Genomic DNA, 16848 nt, shown 5'->3' with positions numbered 1-16848 from the left:
TTGGCAGTGCTATGACGAAGCCCTCCCTTCCCGACCTGCTGCACGCTGCCGTCTCCGCCGTCGGCGGCACGGAGCGCCCCGGCCAGGTGGCCATGGCGGAAGCCGTCGCCGAAGCGATCGACGACAACTCCCACCGCCTCATCCAGGCCGGCACCGGCACCGGCAAGTCCCTGGGCTACCTGGTGCCGGCCCTCGCCCACGGCGAGCGCGTGGTCGTGGCCACCGCGACCCTCGCCCTCCAGCGCCAGCTCGTCGAGCGCGATCTGCCCCGGACGGTGGACGCCCTGCACCCGCAGCTGCGCCGCCGCCCGCAGTTCGCCATGCTCAAGGGCCGCTCCAACTACCTGTGCCTCCACCGGCTGCACGAGGGCGCCCCGCAGGACGAGGAGGACGGCCTCTTCGACCAGTTCGAGGCGGCCGCGCCGACCAGCAAGCTGGGCCAGGACCTGCTGCGGATGCGCGACTGGGCGGACGAGACCGAGACCGGCGACCGCGACGACCTGACCCCGGGCGTCTCGGACAAGGCCTGGTCGCAGCTGTCCGTCTCCTCCCGCGAGTGCCTCGGCGCGTCGAAGTGCGCCTACGGGGCCGAGTGCTTCGCCGAGGCCGCCCGCGAGCGGGCCAAGCTCGCGGACGTGGTGGTCACCAACCACGCGCTGCTCGCCATCGACGCCATCGAAGGCGCTCCGGTGCTGCCGCAGCACGAGGTGCTCATCGTGGACGAGGCCCACGAGCTGGTCTCCCGGGTCACCGGAGTCGCCACCGGCGAGCTCACCCCCGGCCAGGTCAACCGGGCGGTGAAGCGGGCCGCGAAACTGGTGGACGAGAAGACGGCGGACTCCCTGCAGACCGCCTCCGAGTCCTTCGAGCGGGTCATGGAACTGGCGCTCCCGGGTCGCCTGGAAGAGGTCCCCGAAGACCTCGGATACGCGCTGATGTCCCTGCGGGACGCCGCGCGCAACGTGATCTCGGCCCTGGGCTCGACCCGCGACAAGTCCGTCCAGGACGAGGACGCCGTCCGCAAGCAGGCCCTGGCCGCGGTGGAGAACGTCCACGCGGTCGCGGAGCGGATCACGCTCGGCTCCGAGTACGACGTCGTCTGGTACGAGCGCCACGACCGCTTCGGAGCCACCCTGCGGGTCGCCCCGCTGTCGGTGTCGGGCCTGCTGCGGGAGAAGCTCTTCGAGGACCGCTCCGTGGTCCTGACCTCCGCCACCCTCAAGCTCGGCGGCGACTTCAACGGGGTCGCCGCCTCCATGGGGCTGTCCCCGGAAGGGGTCGAGGACGACGACGCGCCGCTCTGGAAGGGGCTGGACGTCGGCTCCCCCTTCGACTACCCGAAGCAGGGCATCCTCTACGTCGCCAAGCACCTGGCCACACCCGGCCGCGAGGGCACCCGCGGCGACATGATGGACGAGCTCGCCGAACTGATCGAGGCGGCCGGCGGGCGGACCCTCGGACTCTTCTCCTCCATGCGCGGGGCCAAGGCCGCCGCCGAGGAACTGCGCGGCCGGCTGGACCACCCGATCCTGCTCCAGGGCGAGGAGACCCTGGGAGAGCTGATCAAGGGCTTCGCCGCCGACCCGAGGACCTGCCTGTTCGGAACGCTCTCCCTCTGGCAGGGCGTGGACGTGCCCGGACCGAGCTGCCAGCTCGTGATCATGGACCGCATTCCCTTCCCCCGTCCTGACGACCCGCTGATGAGCGCCCGGCAGAAGGCGGTGGAGGAGCGCGGCGGGAACGGCTTCATGGCCGTCGCGGCCACCCATGCCGCACTGCTGATGGCCCAGGGCGCGGGCCGCCTCGTACGGGCCACGGGGGACCGCGGCGTCGTCGCGGTCCTCGACCCCCGGCTGGCCACGGCGCGGTACGGCAGCTTCCTGCGGGCCACGCTCCCGGACTTCTGGTACACCACGGACCGCAACCAGGTCCGGCGCTCCCTGTCCGCGATCGACGCGTCCGCCCGGGCCGACGGCGCGTAGCCGACGCTGCGGGACTCCGCGGGCATCGCGCCCGTGCCCCCGCACCCGTGTCCGCCGGGGGTGCGGACACGAAGCAGCCCTGGGACCGGCGCAGTAGGTCCCAGGGCTGGCAGAGGGCGCCAGGGTCAGATCCGGCGCAGCACGGCGACGACCTTGCCGAGGATGGTGGCCTCGTCGCCGGGGATCGGCTGGTAGGCCGCATTGTGGGGGAGCAGCCAGACGTGGCCGTCCTCGCGCTTGAAGCGCTTGACCGTGGCCTCGCCGTCGAGCATGGCGGCGACGATGTCGCCGTTCTCCGCCACCGGCTGGCGGCGGACCGTGACCCAGTCGCCGTCGCAGATGGCCGCTTCGATCATCGAGTCGCCGACGACCTTCAGGACGAACAGCTCTCCGTCACCGACCAGCTGGCGGGGGAGCGGGAACACGTCCTCCACCGACTCCTCGGCGAGGATCGGCCCGCCGGCCGCGATCCGGCCGACCAGGGGAACGTAGGAGGCGGCGGGCTTCCCGGTGGTGTCCGTGGGCTGCGAGCTCGGCTGGTCCGAGCCGCGCACCTCATACGCCCGGGGGCGGTGCGGGTCGCGGCGCAGGAAGCCCTTGCGCTCCAGGGCCATCAGCTGATGGGCGACGGACGACGTGCTGGACAGGCCGACCGCCTGACCGATCTCGCGCATCGACGGCGGGTACCCCCGCCGCTGCACCGAGTCCCGGATGACCTCGATGACCCTCCGCTGCCGGTCCGTGAGTCCGGAGCTGTCGGCGCGGATGCCTGGAGGGCGACCTGGCAGCGAGCGTGCGGCGCGTGCGGGCTCCGCCTCCGGGTTCAGGTTTGCGTCGTTCATGGCATGCACCGGCTCAAGTCGGCTCTGGGAGCGGTTCTGGGCAGTGATGGTGGCACTGTCTGCGGTGGTGGTCACGTCGGCCCCTCTCGAAATGTTCTCCCTAGCTGGACAACGGTAGTAGCTTTCGAAAGGTTGCGCCAAACACACGTTCGAGTGAAAAAACGCAGATCCTCCGGCGTGGCCATATCGAGGGGTGTATAGACAGGCGCACGAATCACCGGGCGGCCATGGAACCGAACGCGGGTTCGGCTCGCCATCCGGTGCTTACGGTACCCTTCCCGATCGGGCGGCCGTGGTGCGGGCCGGTGCCAGTCTGGCACTGCCGGACCCCCGTGACGGCCTGTCGGACACCGCGACACGCGGAGCCACCGAAATCCGCTGCAACCCAAGATCTAGTGGTTGGATGAGCGCTGCCGCCCAGAAGTTGTGGTCCCCGGGTCTTCTGAGGCTCGTGACATCGCATATGCTGGGGGCTGCTCCACAAGCTCCAGGAAGAGGTCGTCCTCTGCCGTTCAGGGGCCCGTGGGGTGATTCGGTCGTGCCAAGAAGGAGGGTGAGGGAACCATGCACTGCCCCTTCTGCAGGCACCCCGACAGCCGCGTAGTCGACAGCCGCACCACGGACGACGGCACGTCGATCCGCCGGCGCCGCCAGTGCCCCGACTGCTCCCGTCGCTTCACGACGGTGGAGACGGCCTCACTGATGGTGATCAAGCGCAGCGGGGTGACCGAGCCCTTCAGCCGTACCAAGGTCATCTCCGGCGTGCGCAAGGCGTGCCAGGGGCGGCCGGTCACCGAGGACGCCCTCGCCAAACTCGGCCAGCGGGTCGAGGAGGCGGTGCGCGCCACCGGCAGCGCCGAGCTGACCACCCACGACGTGGGTCTGGCCATACTCGGCCCCTTGCAGGAACTCGACCTCGTCGCCTACCTGCGCTTCGCGTCCGTCTACAAAGCTTTCGACACCCTTGAAGACTTCGAGACCGCCATCATGGAACTCCGTGAGCGGCGGCCCCAGCCTGAAGAGTGCGGGTCCGGGGGGACCGGTTCGGTCCCCGTGCCCGCCTCCGCCGCCGACTGACCGGACGGCCCGCTCCGGGGTGCCTGTGCACCGCGGCGCGGCCGGTCCGTCGTGCGAAGAGACGTAGATACAAGACACAGCACCGTGCCGCGGAATAACGCTGGCACTTTAGGGCGTTTTTGCCCGCATATGGGAGGCGGCATGACAGAGACGGCGAGCAGCTCGGCACGTGGTTCCCGCGCCAAGGGGACCAAGGCTGCCAAGGGCGGCCTGCGTATCGAGCGCATCCACACCACCCCCGGCGTGCACCCGTACGACGAGGTGAGCTGGGAGCGCCGTGACGTCGTCATGACCAACTGGCGCGACGGCTCGGTCAACTTCGAGCAGCGTGGCGTCGAGTTCCCCGACTTCTGGTCGGTGAACGCGGTCAACATCGTCACCAGCAAGTACTTCCGCGGCGCGGTCGGCACCGTGCAGCGGGAGACCGGTCTGAAGCAGCTGATCGACCGGATCGTGAAGACGTACACGAAGGCCGGCGAGGACTTCGACTACTTCTCCTCGCCCGCCGACGCGGAGATCTTCGAGCACGAGCTCACCTACGCGCTCCTGCACCAGATCTTCAGCTTCAACTCCCCGGTGTGGTTCAACGTCGGCACGCCCCAGCCGCAGCAGGTCTCGGCCTGCTTCATCCTGGCCGTCGACGACTCCATGGAGTCGATCCTCGACTGGTACAAGGAAGAGGGAATGATCTTCAAGGGCGGCTCCGGCGCCGGCCTGAACCTCTCCCGCATCCGCTCCTCCAAGGAGCTCCTCTCCTCCGGCGGAAACGCCTCCGGTCCGGTCTCCTTCATGCGCGGCGCCGACGCGTCCGCCGGAACGATCAAGTCGGGCGGCGCCACCCGCCGCGCGGCCAAGATGGTCGTGCTGGACGTGGACCACCCGGACGTCGAGGACTTCATCGCCACCAAGGTGAAGGAGGAGGAGAAGATCCGCGCCCTGCGCGACGCGGGCTTCGACATGGACCTGGGCGGCGACGACATCACATCCGTCCAGTACCAGAACGCCAACAACTCCGTCCGCGTGAACGACGAGTTCATGACGGCCGTCGAGAACGGCACCCAGTTCGGCCTGCGCGCCCGCATGACCGGCGAGGTCATCGAGAAGATCGACGCCAAGGCGCTCTTCCGCAAGCTGGCCGAGGCCGCGTGGGCCTGCGCCGACCCGGGCATCCAGTACGACGGTGTGATCAACAACTGGCACACCTGCCCCGAGTCCGGCCGCATCACCGCGTCCAACCCGTGCAGCGAGTACATGCACCTGGACAACACGTCCTGCAACCTCGCCTCGCTCAACCTGATGAAGTTCCTCAATGACGACGGCAAGGGCAACCAGTCCTTCGACGCCGAGCGCTTCGCCAAGGTCGTCGAGCTGGTCATCACCGCGATGGACATCTCCATCTGCTTCGCGGACTTCCCGACGCAGAAGATCGGCGAGAACACCCGCGCCTTCCGCCAGCTGGGCATCGGCTACGCCAACCTGGGCGCCCTGCTGATGGCCACCGGCCACGCGTACGACTCGGACGGCGGCCGCACCCTCGCCGCCTCGATCACCTCGCTGATGACCGGTACCGCGTACAAGCGCTCCGCCGAGCTGGCCGCGATCGTCGGCCCGTACGACGGCTACGCCCGCAACGCCGAGTCCCACAAGCGCGTCATGAAGCAGCACGCCGACGCCAACGCCGTCGCGCCGCGCACCGAGGACCTGGACAACAGCATCTGGGCCGCAGCCACCGAGGCCTGGCAGGACGTCCTGCGCCTCGGCGAGAAGAACGGCTTCCGCAACTCCCAGGCCTCCGTCCTCGCACCGACCGGCACCATCGGTCTCGCGATGTCCTGCGACACCACCGGTGTCGAGCCGGACCTGGCCCTGGTCAAGTTCAAGAAGCTCGTCGGCGGCGGCTCGATGCAGATCGTCAACGGCACCGTCCCGCAGGCCCTGCGCCGCATGGGCTACCAGGAGGAGCAGATCGAGGCGATCGTCTCCCACATCGCCGAGCACGGTGTGGTCGTCGACGCTCCGGGCCTCAAGCCCGAGCACTATTCGGTGTTCGACTGCGCCATGGGCGAGCGCTCCATCTCCGCGATGGGCCACGTGCGGATGATGGCCGCGATCCAGCCCTGGATCTCCGGCGCGATCTCGAAGACGGTCAACATGCCGGAGACGGCGACCGTGGAGGAGATCGAGGAGATCTACTTCGAGGCGTGGAAGATGGGCGTCAAGGCGCTCGCGATCTACCGCGACAACTGCAAGGTCGGCCAGCCCCTCTCCGCCAAGAAGAAGGAAGAGGAGAAGGCCGAGGTCACCCGGAAGACCGAGGAGACCATCCGCACGGCGGTCGAGAAGGTCATCGAGTACCGCCCCGTCCGCAAGCGCCTTCCCAAGGGCCGCCCCGGCATCACCACCTCGTTCACGGTGGGCGGCGCCGAGGGCTACATGACGGCGAACTCCTACCCCGACGACGGTCTGGGCGAGGTCTTCCTGAAGATGTCCAAGCAGGGTTCGACCCTCGCGGGCATGATGGACGCCTTCTCGATCGCCGTCTCGGTCGGCCTGCAGTACGGCGTGCCGCTGGAGACCTACGTCTCCAAGTTCACCAACATGCGCTTCGAGCCGGCCGGTATGACGGACGACCCGGACGTGCGGATGGCGCAGTCGATCGTCGACTACATCTTCCGCCGCCTGGCGCTGGACTTCCTGCCCTTCGAGACCCGCTCGGCCCTCGGCATCCACACCGCCGACGAGCGTCAGCGCCACCTGGACACCGGCTCGTACGAGCCGCTCGAGGAGGAGCTGGACACCGAGTCGCTGGCCCAGTCGGCCCCGCTCGCAGTGGTGCCCTCGGAGCCCAAGCCGGCCGTGACCGCCTCGGTCCCGGCGCCCAAGACGGCGCACAGCAGCGCCGAACTGGTCGAGATGCAGCTCGGCGTCTCCGCGGACGCCCCGCTCTGCTTCTCCTGCGGCACCAAGATGCAGCGGGCCGGCTCCTGCTACATCTGCGAGGGCTGCGGCTCGACCAGCGGTTGCAGCTGACCGGACGCGAAAGCGTCGGGGCGCGCTCCGACGTGATCCGCACGGACGGCTGACCAGCAGCCCACGAAGGGACCGGCCGACGGCCGGTCCCTTCGCCGTGCGTCCGCGGATATTCTTCCCTGAGGGGAACGATCAAGGGTTACCCTCCCTCAGCGCGCACCGGTCGCGCGGGGGGAAGGGCGGGACATGGGCGGGAATGCAGCGGGGACGATCGGCAGCCTCAGCTCGGCGGGGCAGGCCGTCGCCGCGGTGGTGCTGATCGGCGGCGGGGGACTGGGCCTGTGGGCCGCGGACGAGTTCGGAGGCGGCCAGGGCACGGACCCCGGCCCGGCCGCCTGCGAGGTCACGGAGGACGAGCTGCCGCCGGAGTACGCCTCCGGTGCGCAGCTGTGTGCGGCGCTGAACCGTCCGGACCTGCCGGAACTCCTCGGCACACCGCAGGACACCGCCCTGTCGGCCGGGGGCCGGGGGACCTGGCTCACCCTCCTGGGGGACCGGACCGCCGCCCCCGAGGCGAAGGTCTCGCTGGAGACGTACGCCGTGCAGCTCACGGCCTCCTACGGCGGCCTTCCGGTCGCCCGGACGGCCGAGGCCCCGGCGGCGGCCGCGCAGCCGACGACGGTCCTCGGGCATCCGGCGGTGCTCGCCTCGGAGCGGACCATCGCGATCAGCCTGAACGGAGGCAAGACCGGCTCGGGGCCCGGGGGCATCGCCCGCAGGCTGGTCGTCGCCAAGGACGTCAAGGACGGCGGGGACTCATTCGAAGTCGTCATCTGGCGCCACGACGGCAGGCTGCCCGACGACGCGGCCCTCTACCGCGTCGCCGAGCAGGTCCTGCCTGCGGTTCCGGGCTGGACCGCAGGCTGACGGGGAGCGCAGGGGCCCCTCGCTCCTGCGCCTCGCCACCGCGCCGGTCAGCGCAGCCGCACCGGCAGGGACTCCAGCCCGCGCATCAGGGTGCTCGGCCGCCAGCGCAACTGCTCCGGGTCCCCTGCCAGTGCCAGCTTCGGGAACCGCTCCACAAGCCTGCCGATCGCGATCTCGCCCTCCATCCGGGCGAGCGGGGCGCCCACGCAGTAGTGGATGCCGTACCCGAACGCCAGGTGACCCCCCGCATCACGGGTGATGTCCAGCTTGTCCGCCTCGCTGAAGCGGGCACCGTCCCGGTTCGCCGACGCCAGCGAGAGCATCACGAACTCCCCGGCGGGCACCGTCACGTCACTGAGCCGCAGCGGCTGCGTGGTGTACCGGTACGTGGTGATGTTGAGCGGTCCCTCGTGGCGCAGGAACTCCTCGACCGCGCCCGGCATCAGCGAGGGGTCCGCGCGCAGCGCCGCCAGCTGCCCGGGGTCGCGCAGCAGCATCGCCGTCGCGTTGCTGATCAGGTTCACCGTGGTCTCGTGGCCGGCGACCAGCAGCAGGAAGGCCATCGACCGGAGTTCGTCCCGGGAGAGCCGGTCCTCGTCGTCGCTGGCGTGCACGAGCGCGGACAGCAGGTCGTCGGCCGGCTGCTCGCGCTTCGACTCGACCAGCGCCGTCAGGTAGTCCGCCATGGCCACGGCGGCGGCAGCCATCTGCGCGTGCTGGGCGGCGGAGGTCATGGTGGTGGAGACCTCCCGGAACTCCTCCTTGTCGCTCTCCGGCACGCCGAGCAGCTCGCAGATCACGGTCGTCGGCAGGGGGAAGGCGTAGGCGGACAGCAGGTCCACCTCGTCCTTCCCGGCCATCGCGTCGAGCAGTTCGTCGGCCGCCCTCTCGACGCGGCCGCGCAGCTGCTCCACGCGGCGCGTGGTGAAGGCCTTGTTGACCAGCGAGCGGAGCCGGGTGTGGTGCGGGGGGTCGGTGTTGAGCATGTGCCCGGCCAGCGCCAGCTCGGCTGCGAAGGACTGGGGCTCCTTCGACGTCGAGTGCCGCTCCAGCAACGGCACGGCGCTCAGCATGTCCTTGCTCACGGTCGGATCGGTGAGCACGGCGCGCACGTCGTCGTAGCGCGTCACCAGCCAGACCTTGACCCCGCGCGGCAGCACCACCTCCTGCACGGGCTGTTCCACGCGCAGCCGGCTGTAGGCCTCGTGCGGATTCTGCAGGAACTCGTCGTCCAGCAGCATCAAGGATGCCGCTCCCCCTGTGTCAGGCATGGATCACTCCCCCGTCGACACGCCTCACCGGCGCCCCTTTCTACCGCCCGGGCGCGGACGTTGTCGACCGGATACGGTCACCCGGCGCGCAGGAGGGCGCAGTACGGGGCAGTACGCATGCGGGGCGAGCGGACGCCGGAAGCGGACGGGAGCTCCGGGTTCCGGCCGTGCGGGGCGGTCCGCTCCGCGAGACGGGCCGGGGACGGCATTGCGCACCGGCCCGGCGGCGTGCTGATCATTGAGCGGGGGCCGGTGACCGCCGGCCCTGCCGGTGGACGACGGGGGAGTGGCAGCGATGTGGAGCGGTGACGAGCTGGACCTGGACGCCTATCTGGAGCGGATCGGCCATGCCGGCGACCGTCGGGAACTGCGCCCCGACCTGCGCACGTTGAAAGAGGTGCACCGGGCCCACACCGGTGCCATCACCTTCGAGAGCCTGGACGTGCTGTTCGGCCGCCCCGTCGCGCTGGACGTCAAGGCCGTCGAGGACAAGCTCGTGCGCAGGGGCCGCGGCGGCTACTGCTACGAGCAGAACACGCTGCTGGCCGCTGCCCTGGAGCGGATCGGCTTCGAGGTGACCGGGCGCGGAGCCCGCAACCGCACCCGGGGCGACTCCCTGACGCCGGTGACCCATGCCGTCCTCGTCGCCACCGTCGACGGTGAACCCTGGCTGTGCGACGCCGGCTTCGGCTACCAGGGCCCTTGCGAGCCCGTCCCCCTGGGGCAGCCCGGAGAGCCGGTGCTCCAGGGCGGGTGGACCTACCGCGTCCGGGAGGAGGAGCACGGCGTCCTCGCGCTCCGCCTGCTGCGCGGCGGCGCCTGGCGGGACCTGTACGCGTTCTCCCCGCAGCACTACCACCCCGTCGACTACGTCCTGTTGAACCACTACAGCTCCACGCACCCGCGGTCCGCCTTCCTCGGGCGCGCCATCGTCCAGCACCCCGGCCCCGGGGACGTCGTCCGCGGCCGACGGGCGCTCATCGGAAGGGAGCTCACCCGCCTCCACCCCGACGGGCGGGTCGAGCGGCAGGACGTGGGACCCGAAGAGGTGCTGACCGTCCTCGACCAGGAGTTCGGGATCCGGCTGCCCGATCGGGAGGCGGCGGAACTGGTGCGGATCCAGCGGGCCGAGGACTGACCCACGGCCGCGCGCGGCCCGTACGATGGCGCCGTGCTGGTCAAGTGGATTCGCTGCACGGTGACGGACCGACGCGGGTTCGAGCGCGGACAGCGTAAATGGGCGGGGCTGCCGGGCGAGCCGGGATTCCGGGGACAGGGCGGCGGCTGGAGCCGGGGCCGCCAGGGGGTCGCGCACGTCTTCACCTTCTGGGAGAGCCGTTCCTTCTACGACTCCTTCATGGCCCGCTCCCACGACCGGCTGGCTGCCGCACAGAACGGCACCCACACCGGTCTGCGCGCCACCCTCTTCGACCACCGCTTCGACGTGAAGACGGGCTTCGAGCCCCGCTTCACCGATGCCGACGTCGTCCGGGTCGCGCACACCCGGGTGCGCGAGGGCCGCGTCGACCACTTCGCGCTCATGCAGGAGAAGGTGTGGAATCCGGCCATGGCCGGCTCACCCGGCATGGTCCGCGGGCTCTTCGGCGAGGCTCCCGGCCGGGAGTTCCTGGTGCTGTCCATGTGGCATGCGGCCGCCGAGCACGGCAAGTACCGGCAGGAGCGGGTCGAGCGGCTCTCGCTGCGCGCCCAGATCCAGGCCGACGTGGAGGCCCTCACCGGCGACGTCGTCGACCTCGAACCCTCCTGGACGGTATGACCGTACGATGAGCGCCCGGGTGATCGGCGTGCCCGGTCGGCGGGGCTGCGGATGGCCGAATAAGGTCGGGGGATGGTTCGACCACGGCGCATCGTCCTCGTCCGGCACGGGGAATCGGAGGGCAATGCCGACGACACCGTCTACGAACGGGAGCCCGACCACGCCCTGCGGCTGACCCGCACCGGGCGCGAGCAGGCCGCGGAGGCGGGCGAACGGCTGCGGCGGCTCTTCGGAGAGGAGCACATCAGCGCGTACGTCTCGCCGTACCGGCGCACCCTGCAGACCTTCCGCGGACTGGGACTGGACCCCACACGGGTCCGGATGCGCGAGGAGCCCCGGCTGCGCGAACAGGACTGGGGCAACTGGCAGGACCGGGACGACGTACGCCTGCAGAAGGCCTACCGCGATGCCTACGGGCACTTCTTCTACCGCTTCGCCCAGGGCGAGTCGGGAGCGGACGTCTACGACCGGGTCGGCTCCTTCCTGGAGAGCCTCTACCGCAGCTTCGAAGCCGCCGACCACCCCGAGAACGTCCTGCTCGTGACGCACGGGCTGACGATGCGGCTGTTCTGCATGCGCTGGTTCCACTGGTCGGTGGCGGAGTTCGAGGCCCTGTCCAACCCGGGGAACGGCGAGTACCGGGTGCTCATGCTCGGCCCCGACGGCCGGTACCGGATGGACCGCCCGTTTGAGCGCTGGACCACACCCGAGCCTTATGACCTGGACGGCTAGAGTGACCCGCGATGACCCCTGATTCCTCTCCCGAACGGCGCTATGCACGCGCCATGGCCAGCCTCCGCGGCCTGGCCCTGGGTGACGCCCTGGGCTCCCAGTACTTCGTCCCCGCGAACTACCCGCTCCTCAAGCGCCGCGAGCTGCCCCCCGGCACCGAGCCGTGGCAGTGGACCGACGACACCGAGATGGCCTGTTCGGTGGTGGCCGTCCTCGCCGCCCACGGGCGCATCGACCAGGACGCGCTCGCCGCCTCCTTCGCCCACCACCACGACGTCGACCGCGGCTACGGTCCCGCCGTGAACCGGATGCTCCGACTGATCCGGGAAGGCGCCGACTGGCGCACGCTGGCCGCCGAACTCTTCAACGGGCAGGGCTCGTGGGGCAACGGCGCCGCGATGCGCATCGCCCCCCTCGGCGCCTGGTACGCCGACGATCCCGAGCAGGCCACGCACCAGGCGGAGATCTCCGCCTACACCACCCACCAGCACCGCGAGGCCGTGTGCGGGGCGATGGCCGTCGCCGCCGCTGCCGCGCTGGCAGCCGCTACGGCGGGCCCGCCGAAGGCCGCCGACCTGCTGGACGGTGTGATCGCCCTCGTTCCGCGCAGTGCCGTGGGCGCCGGGCTCCGCCGGGCCCGGGACATGCTGGACTACGGCGACGCCACCACGGTCGCGGCCGTCCTGGGCTGCGGGCGGCGCACCAGCGCCCACGACACCGTGCCGTTCGCCCTGTGGTCGGCGGCCCGCGCCCTGGACGACTACGAGCGGGGGTTCTGGACCACCGCGCAGGTGGGCGGGGACGTGGACACGACCTGCGCCATCATGGGCGGCGTCCTGGGCTCGCGCGGGGACGAGGCGCTCCCGGCCGCCTGGCTGGCCCGTACCGAGGCCCTGCCCGCGTGGCTTCCGGAGACCCCCGCGCACTGACCCCCTCGCCCGGGGCGCGGGCGAACGCCGCTGATTGTCACGGTCCTGACACAGGCGCCTCTGCCGTCGGCTGAAACCCCACGTCACAGGCCTACTCTGTCCGCTTCGCCGCCTCCACCGGAACGCCGGAGGCGGCCGACAGGGGAGGGGAACCCGATGTCAGGCAACACCGACGGGCCGGACGGCGCCCGGGCCGCGGAGGACTCCGCGGGCAGCGCGGCGGACCGCGTCGAAGTCGAAGCAGGCGCGGCGACGGGGTCCGCCGAAGCGGCTCCGAACCCGTCCGCAAGCGAACCGGCGGCCGCGGAACCCGCCCCGACCGCAGGCCCGGCGGGTACCGCGCCGGTCGGTACCGCGCCCGCCGATACCGCGCCGGTCGGCACTGCGGCGGCCGGTACCGACCCGGCGGGTACCGCGCCAGTCGGTACTGCGCCCGCCCCGACCGCAGGCCAGGCGGGTACCGCGCCAGTCGGTACTGCGCCCGCCGATACCGCGCCCGCCGATACCGCGCCAGTCGGCACTGCGGCGGCCGGCACCGCACCGGCCGGCGGCGCGGATCCTGCCGTCCCGGCGCGGCCGGGATCGGCGGCCGCCCCCGCCGCCCCGATTGCGGACGCCGCCGCTGCCTCGGTCGCGGGCCCTACCCCCCTGGCGGGCGCCGCTCCTGCTGCCGCAGCCGCGCCGGGCGCGGGCGCCGTTCCTGCTGCCGCAGCCGCGCCGGTCGCGGGCGCCACTCCTGCTGCCGCAGCCGGTCCCGTTGCGGGCGCCGTTCCTGCTGCTGCAACCGCCCCCGCGGGCGCTCGGGGTGCGCCGGGCGCGGGCGCCCCCGCCGCCCCGATCGCGGGCGCTGCCCCCCCCGCGGGCGATCCGGGTGCGCCGGGCGCCGCAGCCGCCGGGGCGAAGCCGGCCGGAGCCGGAGCTCCGCTGCATGCCCCGCCGGGACCCGCACCCGCCGGATTCCACCCCGCAGCCGGGATGCCCGCCGACGCCGCCGCCTGGCACGCCTGGCAGGCGCACCAGCACCAGCAGCGGCAGCGCGCCGCCGCCCAGGCCGCCGCCGCGCGGCCCTCGTGGACCCGCCGGTTGCGCCCCGCACCTCCGGCTCCCGTCCGGGCCGCCACCCTCGTGGCCGCGCTCGTCGCCGGACTCGCCTTCGCGCTGCTGCTCGGCGACGGCATGGGCCCGGGTCTCGCCCTGGCCGCGCTGCCCGCGATGGCGGCCGCCTTCACCGCCGCCCGCGCCGCGCACCGCAAGGCCAGGCCGTGGACCCTCGCCTGGGTGGCCGGCTGCGCCGCGCTCCTCGTCATACCCGCCCTGCGGGACTCCGCGTGGCCCTCCACCCTCGCGATCCTGTGCACCGCCCTGCTCGGTGCCCTGGCCCTGCACGGCAGCCGTACCTGGCCGGGGGTCCTGCTCAGCCCGCTCGGCTTCGCCGACGCCGCCGTGTCCGGCATCGGCTGGGCCTGGTCCGGGCTGCACGCCGTCGGCCGCGGGAGCAAGGAGCGCTGGCTGCCCGTCGCCAAGGCGGCGGCCGTGGCCGTCGGCCTGCTGCTGCTCTTCGGGACGCTGTTCTCCTCCGCCGACGCCGCCTTCGCCGATCTGCTCGGCGACCTGATGCCCGACATCTCCCTCGTGGACGGTCCGTTGCGGATCGTGCTCTTCCTCTTCGGCGCCCTCGTCGCCCTGACGGCTGCCCGCGCCGCTGCCGCCCCGCTGCGCTGGGACCGGATCGAGGTCGCGCCCGGCACGCCGCGGTCCCGGATCGAATGGGCCCTTCCGCTGATCCTGCTCAACCTGCTCTTCGCCGGATTCAACGCCGTCCAACTGGCCGTCCTGTTCGGCGGCTACGACAAGGTCCTCAAGAGCACCCACCTCACCTACGCCGAGTACGCCCGGCAGGGCTTCTGGCAACTGCTCTGGGCCACCCTGCTCACCCTCGCGGTGATCGCGCTGGCCCTGCGCTGGGCCCCGCGCGGCAAGCCCGGCGACCGGCGCTTCGTACGGGTGGTGCTCGGGGTGCTGTGCGCCCTGACGCTGGTGGTCGTCGCCTCGGCGCTGCGCCGCATGGACCTGTACGTGGACGCGTACGGACTGACCCAGCTGCGGGTGTCGGTGGCCGCCATGGAGCTGTGGCTCGGGCTGGTCATCGTCCTGATCGTGGCGGCCGGGGTGTTCGGCGCGCGCTGGCTGCCGCGCGCCGTCGTGGGCAGCGCTGCGGGCGCCGTCCTCGTCTTCGGCCTGCTCTCGCCGGACGGGATGGTCGCCGAACGCAACGTGGCGCGCTTCGAGGAGACCGGCAAGATCGACCTGGCCTACTTCCAGTCCCTGTCGGCGGATGCGGTGCCCGCGCTGGACCGGCTGCCGGAGCCGAAGCGTTCCTGCGCCCTGCGCGGGATCAACGACGAGCTGTCGGCGGCGGGTGACACCCCCTGGTACGCCACGAGCCTCGGCGAATACCGGGCCCGGGAGATCCTGCGCGAACGGCCGGTGACGGCCCCCTACGAGGTCTGCTCGCGCCTGGGCTCGTTCGGAAGCCGCATCGAGTACTGACCGGCGGCCCCGCGCGCGCCCGGGTCAGCTCTCTTCGCAGCTGCACGGGGACGGAGGCGGTCCGGCTCTCTGTCGGGCCGCTCATCTCTCTCTTTTCCCTGTCGCCAGGCGTTCTTGCTGCCGAAGTTTCGGCTTCGAGGGCGCCGGAGGAGTGTGTGCGGAAGTGAACGCGCTGCTCCGTTGCGACCGGGCTTCACCGCGCCGGGCGAGGCGGGCACCGCCCCGCGCCCCGGCCCGCGCGGTCCCGGAGCGGGGCCGGGGTGTGCAGGCGGCGCGGGGCGGCGTAACCTTGCTGGCGCCATGCCGTACGAAGCACCCACCCACACCGTCGAGCGCTCCCTCCGTGCAACCACCGGCGCCAAGGTCATCGCCGGGGTCGACGAGGTCGGACGAGGGGCCTGGGCCGGTCCCGTCACCGTGTGTGCGGCGGTCACCGGCCTGCGCCGGCCGCCCGAGGGACTCACCGACTCCAAACTGCTCACCCCCAAGCGCCGCGACGCCCTCGTCGGTGTCCTTGAGGACTGGGTCACCGCGCACGCCCTCGGGCACGCCTCCCCGGAGGAGATCGACGAGCTCGGGATGACCGCCGCCCTGCGGCTCGCCGCGCAGCGCGCCCTGGGCGCCCTGCCGGTGCGGCCCGACGCGGTGATCCTGGACGGCAAGCACGACTACCTCGGCGGGCCCTGGCGGGTCCGTACGGTGATCAAGGGCGACCAGTCCTGCGTCGCCGTCGCAGCCGCCTCGGTGATAGCCAAGGTGCGGCGGGACCGGATGATGGCCGAACTCGGCGGACACGTCGACGGAATCTCCGACTTCGCTTTCGCGGCCAACGCCGGATACCCGTCTCCCGTACACCGGGCGGCACTTGAGCACCGCGGGCCCACCCCGTACCACCGGCTCTCGTGGTCCTACCTCGACGCCCTGCCCCGGTGGCGCCACCTGAAGAAGGTGCGCCGCAGCGAGGAAGCGGCGGAGCTGGAAAACGGAGGCCAACTCGGCTTCGATTTCTGATCGCACCCATGTGCCACCAGCCGGTACGTTTCGTACCGGTGTTTGAAAGATGTCAACTCATGCCTCTCACCATCGCCATCGAGGAGCCTCAGATTCCCGAGAGTGCCCAGGGTCCCCGCGTCACGCCGGCCGCGAGCCGCACCGCGCAGACCCCCCGCCCCGTACCTGGTCCGCGTCCCGTCGCCGTACCGCGACCCGGGCGCCCCGGTCCCGTCCGGCCCGCACCCCCCGCGCAGCGTGGGCCGCAGGCCGCCACCGGAACCGTTCCCGCTGCTCCCGCAGCCCCCGCAGCGCCGTCCGTCTCGGCGGCGGTTCCCCAGATCCAGCTGATCCCGGCTTCCGCGGAGGGCGCGCTCGACGCGGCCGAGGAGGCCGTCGACCTGCTGCTCGACACCGGGCGCGCGCCCGGCGACATCCTGGTGCTGACCACCGGCGACCCGCACCCGTGGGCCGCCCATGAACTGTCCTTCGGCGAGGCCGCGTACTGGGCTCTGCACGATGCCGGGGACGACGTCTTCTACGCGGACGCGGCGCAGGTCCAGCGCGCTGCCGGCCGTCCCGTCGTGGTCCTCGCGGCCAACGGCGGACCGGACGGGTCGCCCGCGCAGGTGCTGCCGGCCGCGCTCGCGCGTGCCGGTGCCCTGCTGATCGTCTGCGGCGAACCGCAGCAGATCAACTCCGTGCTCGGCGCGGGCGTCTGACGCCCCGTACCCGGTCGGGGCGAGGGGCGGGGCCGGCCTCGGGCCGGTCCCGCTGCATCCCGCCGCCCGGGCCGGGCCC

At 72.0% G+C, this 16848-nt stretch carries 13 protein-coding genes; 11 read left to right on the top strand and 2 right to left on the bottom strand.

Annotated features, from left to right (window positions below; genetic code table 11):
• The first annotated feature begins 11 nt into the window (after nucleotides 1–11).
• Nucleotides 12–1982: an ATP-dependent DNA helicase gene (locus tag ACLJTM_RS32890; RefSeq protein WP_411107466.1), complete on the top strand. Its 1971-nt coding sequence runs from the start codon at nucleotides 12–14 to the stop codon at nucleotides 1980–1982.
• 125 nt (nucleotides 1983–2107) lie between these two features.
• Here the strand turns inward: ACLJTM_RS32890 and lexA are convergent, their stop codons facing one another.
• Nucleotides 2108–2899, bottom strand: coding sequence for a transcriptional repressor LexA (gene lexA / locus ACLJTM_RS32885; RefSeq protein WP_411107465.1), 792 nt, complete (start codon nucleotides 2897–2899; stop codon nucleotides 2108–2110).
• A gap of 489 nt (nucleotides 2900–3388) precedes the next feature.
• On the opposite strand from lexA, the gene nrdR reads away from it, so the two are divergent.
• The 3 genes from nrdR (at nucleotide 3389) to ACLJTM_RS32870 (ending at nucleotide 7798) form a co-directional block, all read left to right on the top strand.
• Complete coding sequence (gene nrdR / locus ACLJTM_RS32880; protein ID WP_411107464.1) at nucleotides 3389–3901, top strand: transcriptional regulator NrdR; 513 nt, start codon at nucleotides 3389–3391, stop codon at nucleotides 3899–3901.
• Nucleotides 3902–4042: 141 nt separating this feature from the next.
• Nucleotides 4043–6931, top strand: a complete 2889-nt coding sequence (locus tag ACLJTM_RS32875; RefSeq protein ID WP_411107463.1) for a vitamin B12-dependent ribonucleotide reductase — start codon at nucleotides 4043–4045, stop codon at nucleotides 6929–6931.
• Nucleotides 6932–7117: 186 nt separating this feature from the next.
• On the top strand, nucleotides 7118–7798 hold the full coding sequence (locus ACLJTM_RS32870) for a DUF6215 domain-containing protein (protein ID WP_411107462.1): 681 nt from the start codon (nucleotides 7118–7120) through the stop codon (nucleotides 7796–7798).
• Nucleotides 7799–7845: 47 nt separating this feature from the next.
• On the opposite strand, the gene ACLJTM_RS32865 is transcribed toward ACLJTM_RS32870, so the two are convergent.
• Nucleotides 7846–9069 carry a cytochrome P450 family protein gene (locus ACLJTM_RS32865; protein WP_411107461.1) on the bottom strand — a complete coding sequence of 408 codons (1224 nt, stop codon included), beginning with the start codon at nucleotides 9067–9069 and terminating at the stop codon, nucleotides 7846–7848.
• A 295-nt stretch (nucleotides 9070–9364) separates the two neighbouring features.
• Here ACLJTM_RS32865 and ACLJTM_RS32860 point away from each other — a divergent pair, with 295 nt between their 5' ends.
• The 7 genes from ACLJTM_RS32860 to ACLJTM_RS32830 all read left to right on the top strand — a co-directional run bounded on the left by ACLJTM_RS32860 (nucleotide 9365) and on the right by ACLJTM_RS32830 (nucleotide 16769).
• Nucleotides 9365–10207: an arylamine N-acetyltransferase family protein gene (locus ACLJTM_RS32860; RefSeq protein ID WP_411107513.1), complete on the top strand. Its 843-nt coding sequence runs from the start codon at nucleotides 9365–9367 to the stop codon at nucleotides 10205–10207.
• A gap of 33 nt (nucleotides 10208–10240) precedes the next feature.
• Nucleotides 10241–10846, top strand: a complete 606-nt coding sequence (locus ACLJTM_RS32855) for a YdbC family protein (protein WP_411107460.1) — start codon at nucleotides 10241–10243, stop codon at nucleotides 10844–10846.
• A gap of 72 nt (nucleotides 10847–10918) precedes the next feature.
• Nucleotides 10919–11578, top strand: coding sequence for a histidine phosphatase family protein (locus ACLJTM_RS32850; protein ID WP_411107459.1), 660 nt, complete (start codon nucleotides 10919–10921; stop codon nucleotides 11576–11578).
• An 11-nt stretch (nucleotides 11579–11589) separates the two neighbouring features.
• Complete coding sequence (locus ACLJTM_RS32845) at nucleotides 11590–12507, top strand: ADP-ribosylglycohydrolase family protein (protein WP_411107458.1); 918 nt, start codon at nucleotides 11590–11592, stop codon at nucleotides 12505–12507.
• A 975-nt stretch (nucleotides 12508–13482) separates the two neighbouring features.
• Nucleotides 13483–15057, top strand: coding sequence for a DUF4153 domain-containing protein (locus ACLJTM_RS32840; protein WP_411107457.1), 1575 nt, complete (start codon nucleotides 13483–13485; stop codon nucleotides 15055–15057).
• 300 nt (nucleotides 15058–15357) lie between these two features.
• Nucleotides 15358–16068: a ribonuclease HII gene (locus ACLJTM_RS32835; protein WP_411107456.1), complete on the top strand. Its 711-nt coding sequence runs from the start codon at nucleotides 15358–15360 to the stop codon at nucleotides 16066–16068.
• 59 nt (nucleotides 16069–16127) lie between these two features.
• A complete protein-coding gene (locus ACLJTM_RS32830) occupies nucleotides 16128–16769 on the top strand; it encodes a hypothetical protein (RefSeq protein ID WP_411107455.1) in 642 nt (213 codons plus the stop codon).
• Nucleotides 16770–16848 lie beyond the last annotated feature (79 nt).

The organism is Streptomyces sp. cmx-4-9 (genome assembly GCF_046548835.1).
Lineage (GTDB): Bacteria > Actinomycetota > Actinomycetes > Streptomycetales > Streptomycetaceae > Streptomyces.
This window is presented reverse-complemented; position numbering and strand designations above follow the sequence as displayed.

What these genes read in the sequence shown, in the direction of transcription:
- ACLJTM_RS32890 (WP_411107466.1), top strand. Translation starts at nt 12, where the DNA reads ATGACGAAGCCCTCCCTTCCCGACCTGCTGCACGCTGCCGTCTCCGCC.
- nrdR (WP_411107464.1), top strand. Translation starts at nt 3,389, where the DNA reads ATGCACTGCCCCTTCTGCAGGCACCCCGACAGCCGCGTAGTCGACAGC.
- ACLJTM_RS32875 (WP_411107463.1), top strand. Translation starts at nt 4,043, where the DNA reads ATGACAGAGACGGCGAGCAGCTCGGCACGTGGTTCCCGCGCCAAGGGG.
- ACLJTM_RS32870 (WP_411107462.1), top strand. Translation starts at nt 7,118, where the DNA reads ATGGGCGGGAATGCAGCGGGGACGATCGGCAGCCTCAGCTCGGCGGGG.
- ACLJTM_RS32865 (WP_411107461.1), bottom strand. Translation starts at nt 9,069, where the DNA reads ATGCCTGACACAGGGGGAGCGGCATCCTTGATGCTGCTGGACGACGAG.
- ACLJTM_RS32860 (WP_411107513.1), top strand. Translation starts at nt 9,365, where the DNA reads ATGTGGAGCGGTGACGAGCTGGACCTGGACGCCTATCTGGAGCGGATC.
- ACLJTM_RS32850 (WP_411107459.1), top strand. Translation starts at nt 10,919, where the DNA reads ATGGTTCGACCACGGCGCATCGTCCTCGTCCGGCACGGGGAATCGGAG.
- ACLJTM_RS32845 (WP_411107458.1), top strand. Translation starts at nt 11,590, where the DNA reads ATGACCCCTGATTCCTCTCCCGAACGGCGCTATGCACGCGCCATGGCC.
- ACLJTM_RS32840 (WP_411107457.1), top strand. Translation starts at nt 13,483, where the DNA reads ATGCCCGCCGACGCCGCCGCCTGGCACGCCTGGCAGGCGCACCAGCAC.
- ACLJTM_RS32835 (WP_411107456.1), top strand. Translation starts at nt 15,358, where the DNA reads ATGCCGTACGAAGCACCCACCCACACCGTCGAGCGCTCCCTCCGTGCA.
- ACLJTM_RS32830 (WP_411107455.1), top strand. Translation starts at nt 16,128, where the DNA reads ATGCCTCTCACCATCGCCATCGAGGAGCCTCAGATTCCCGAGAGTGCC.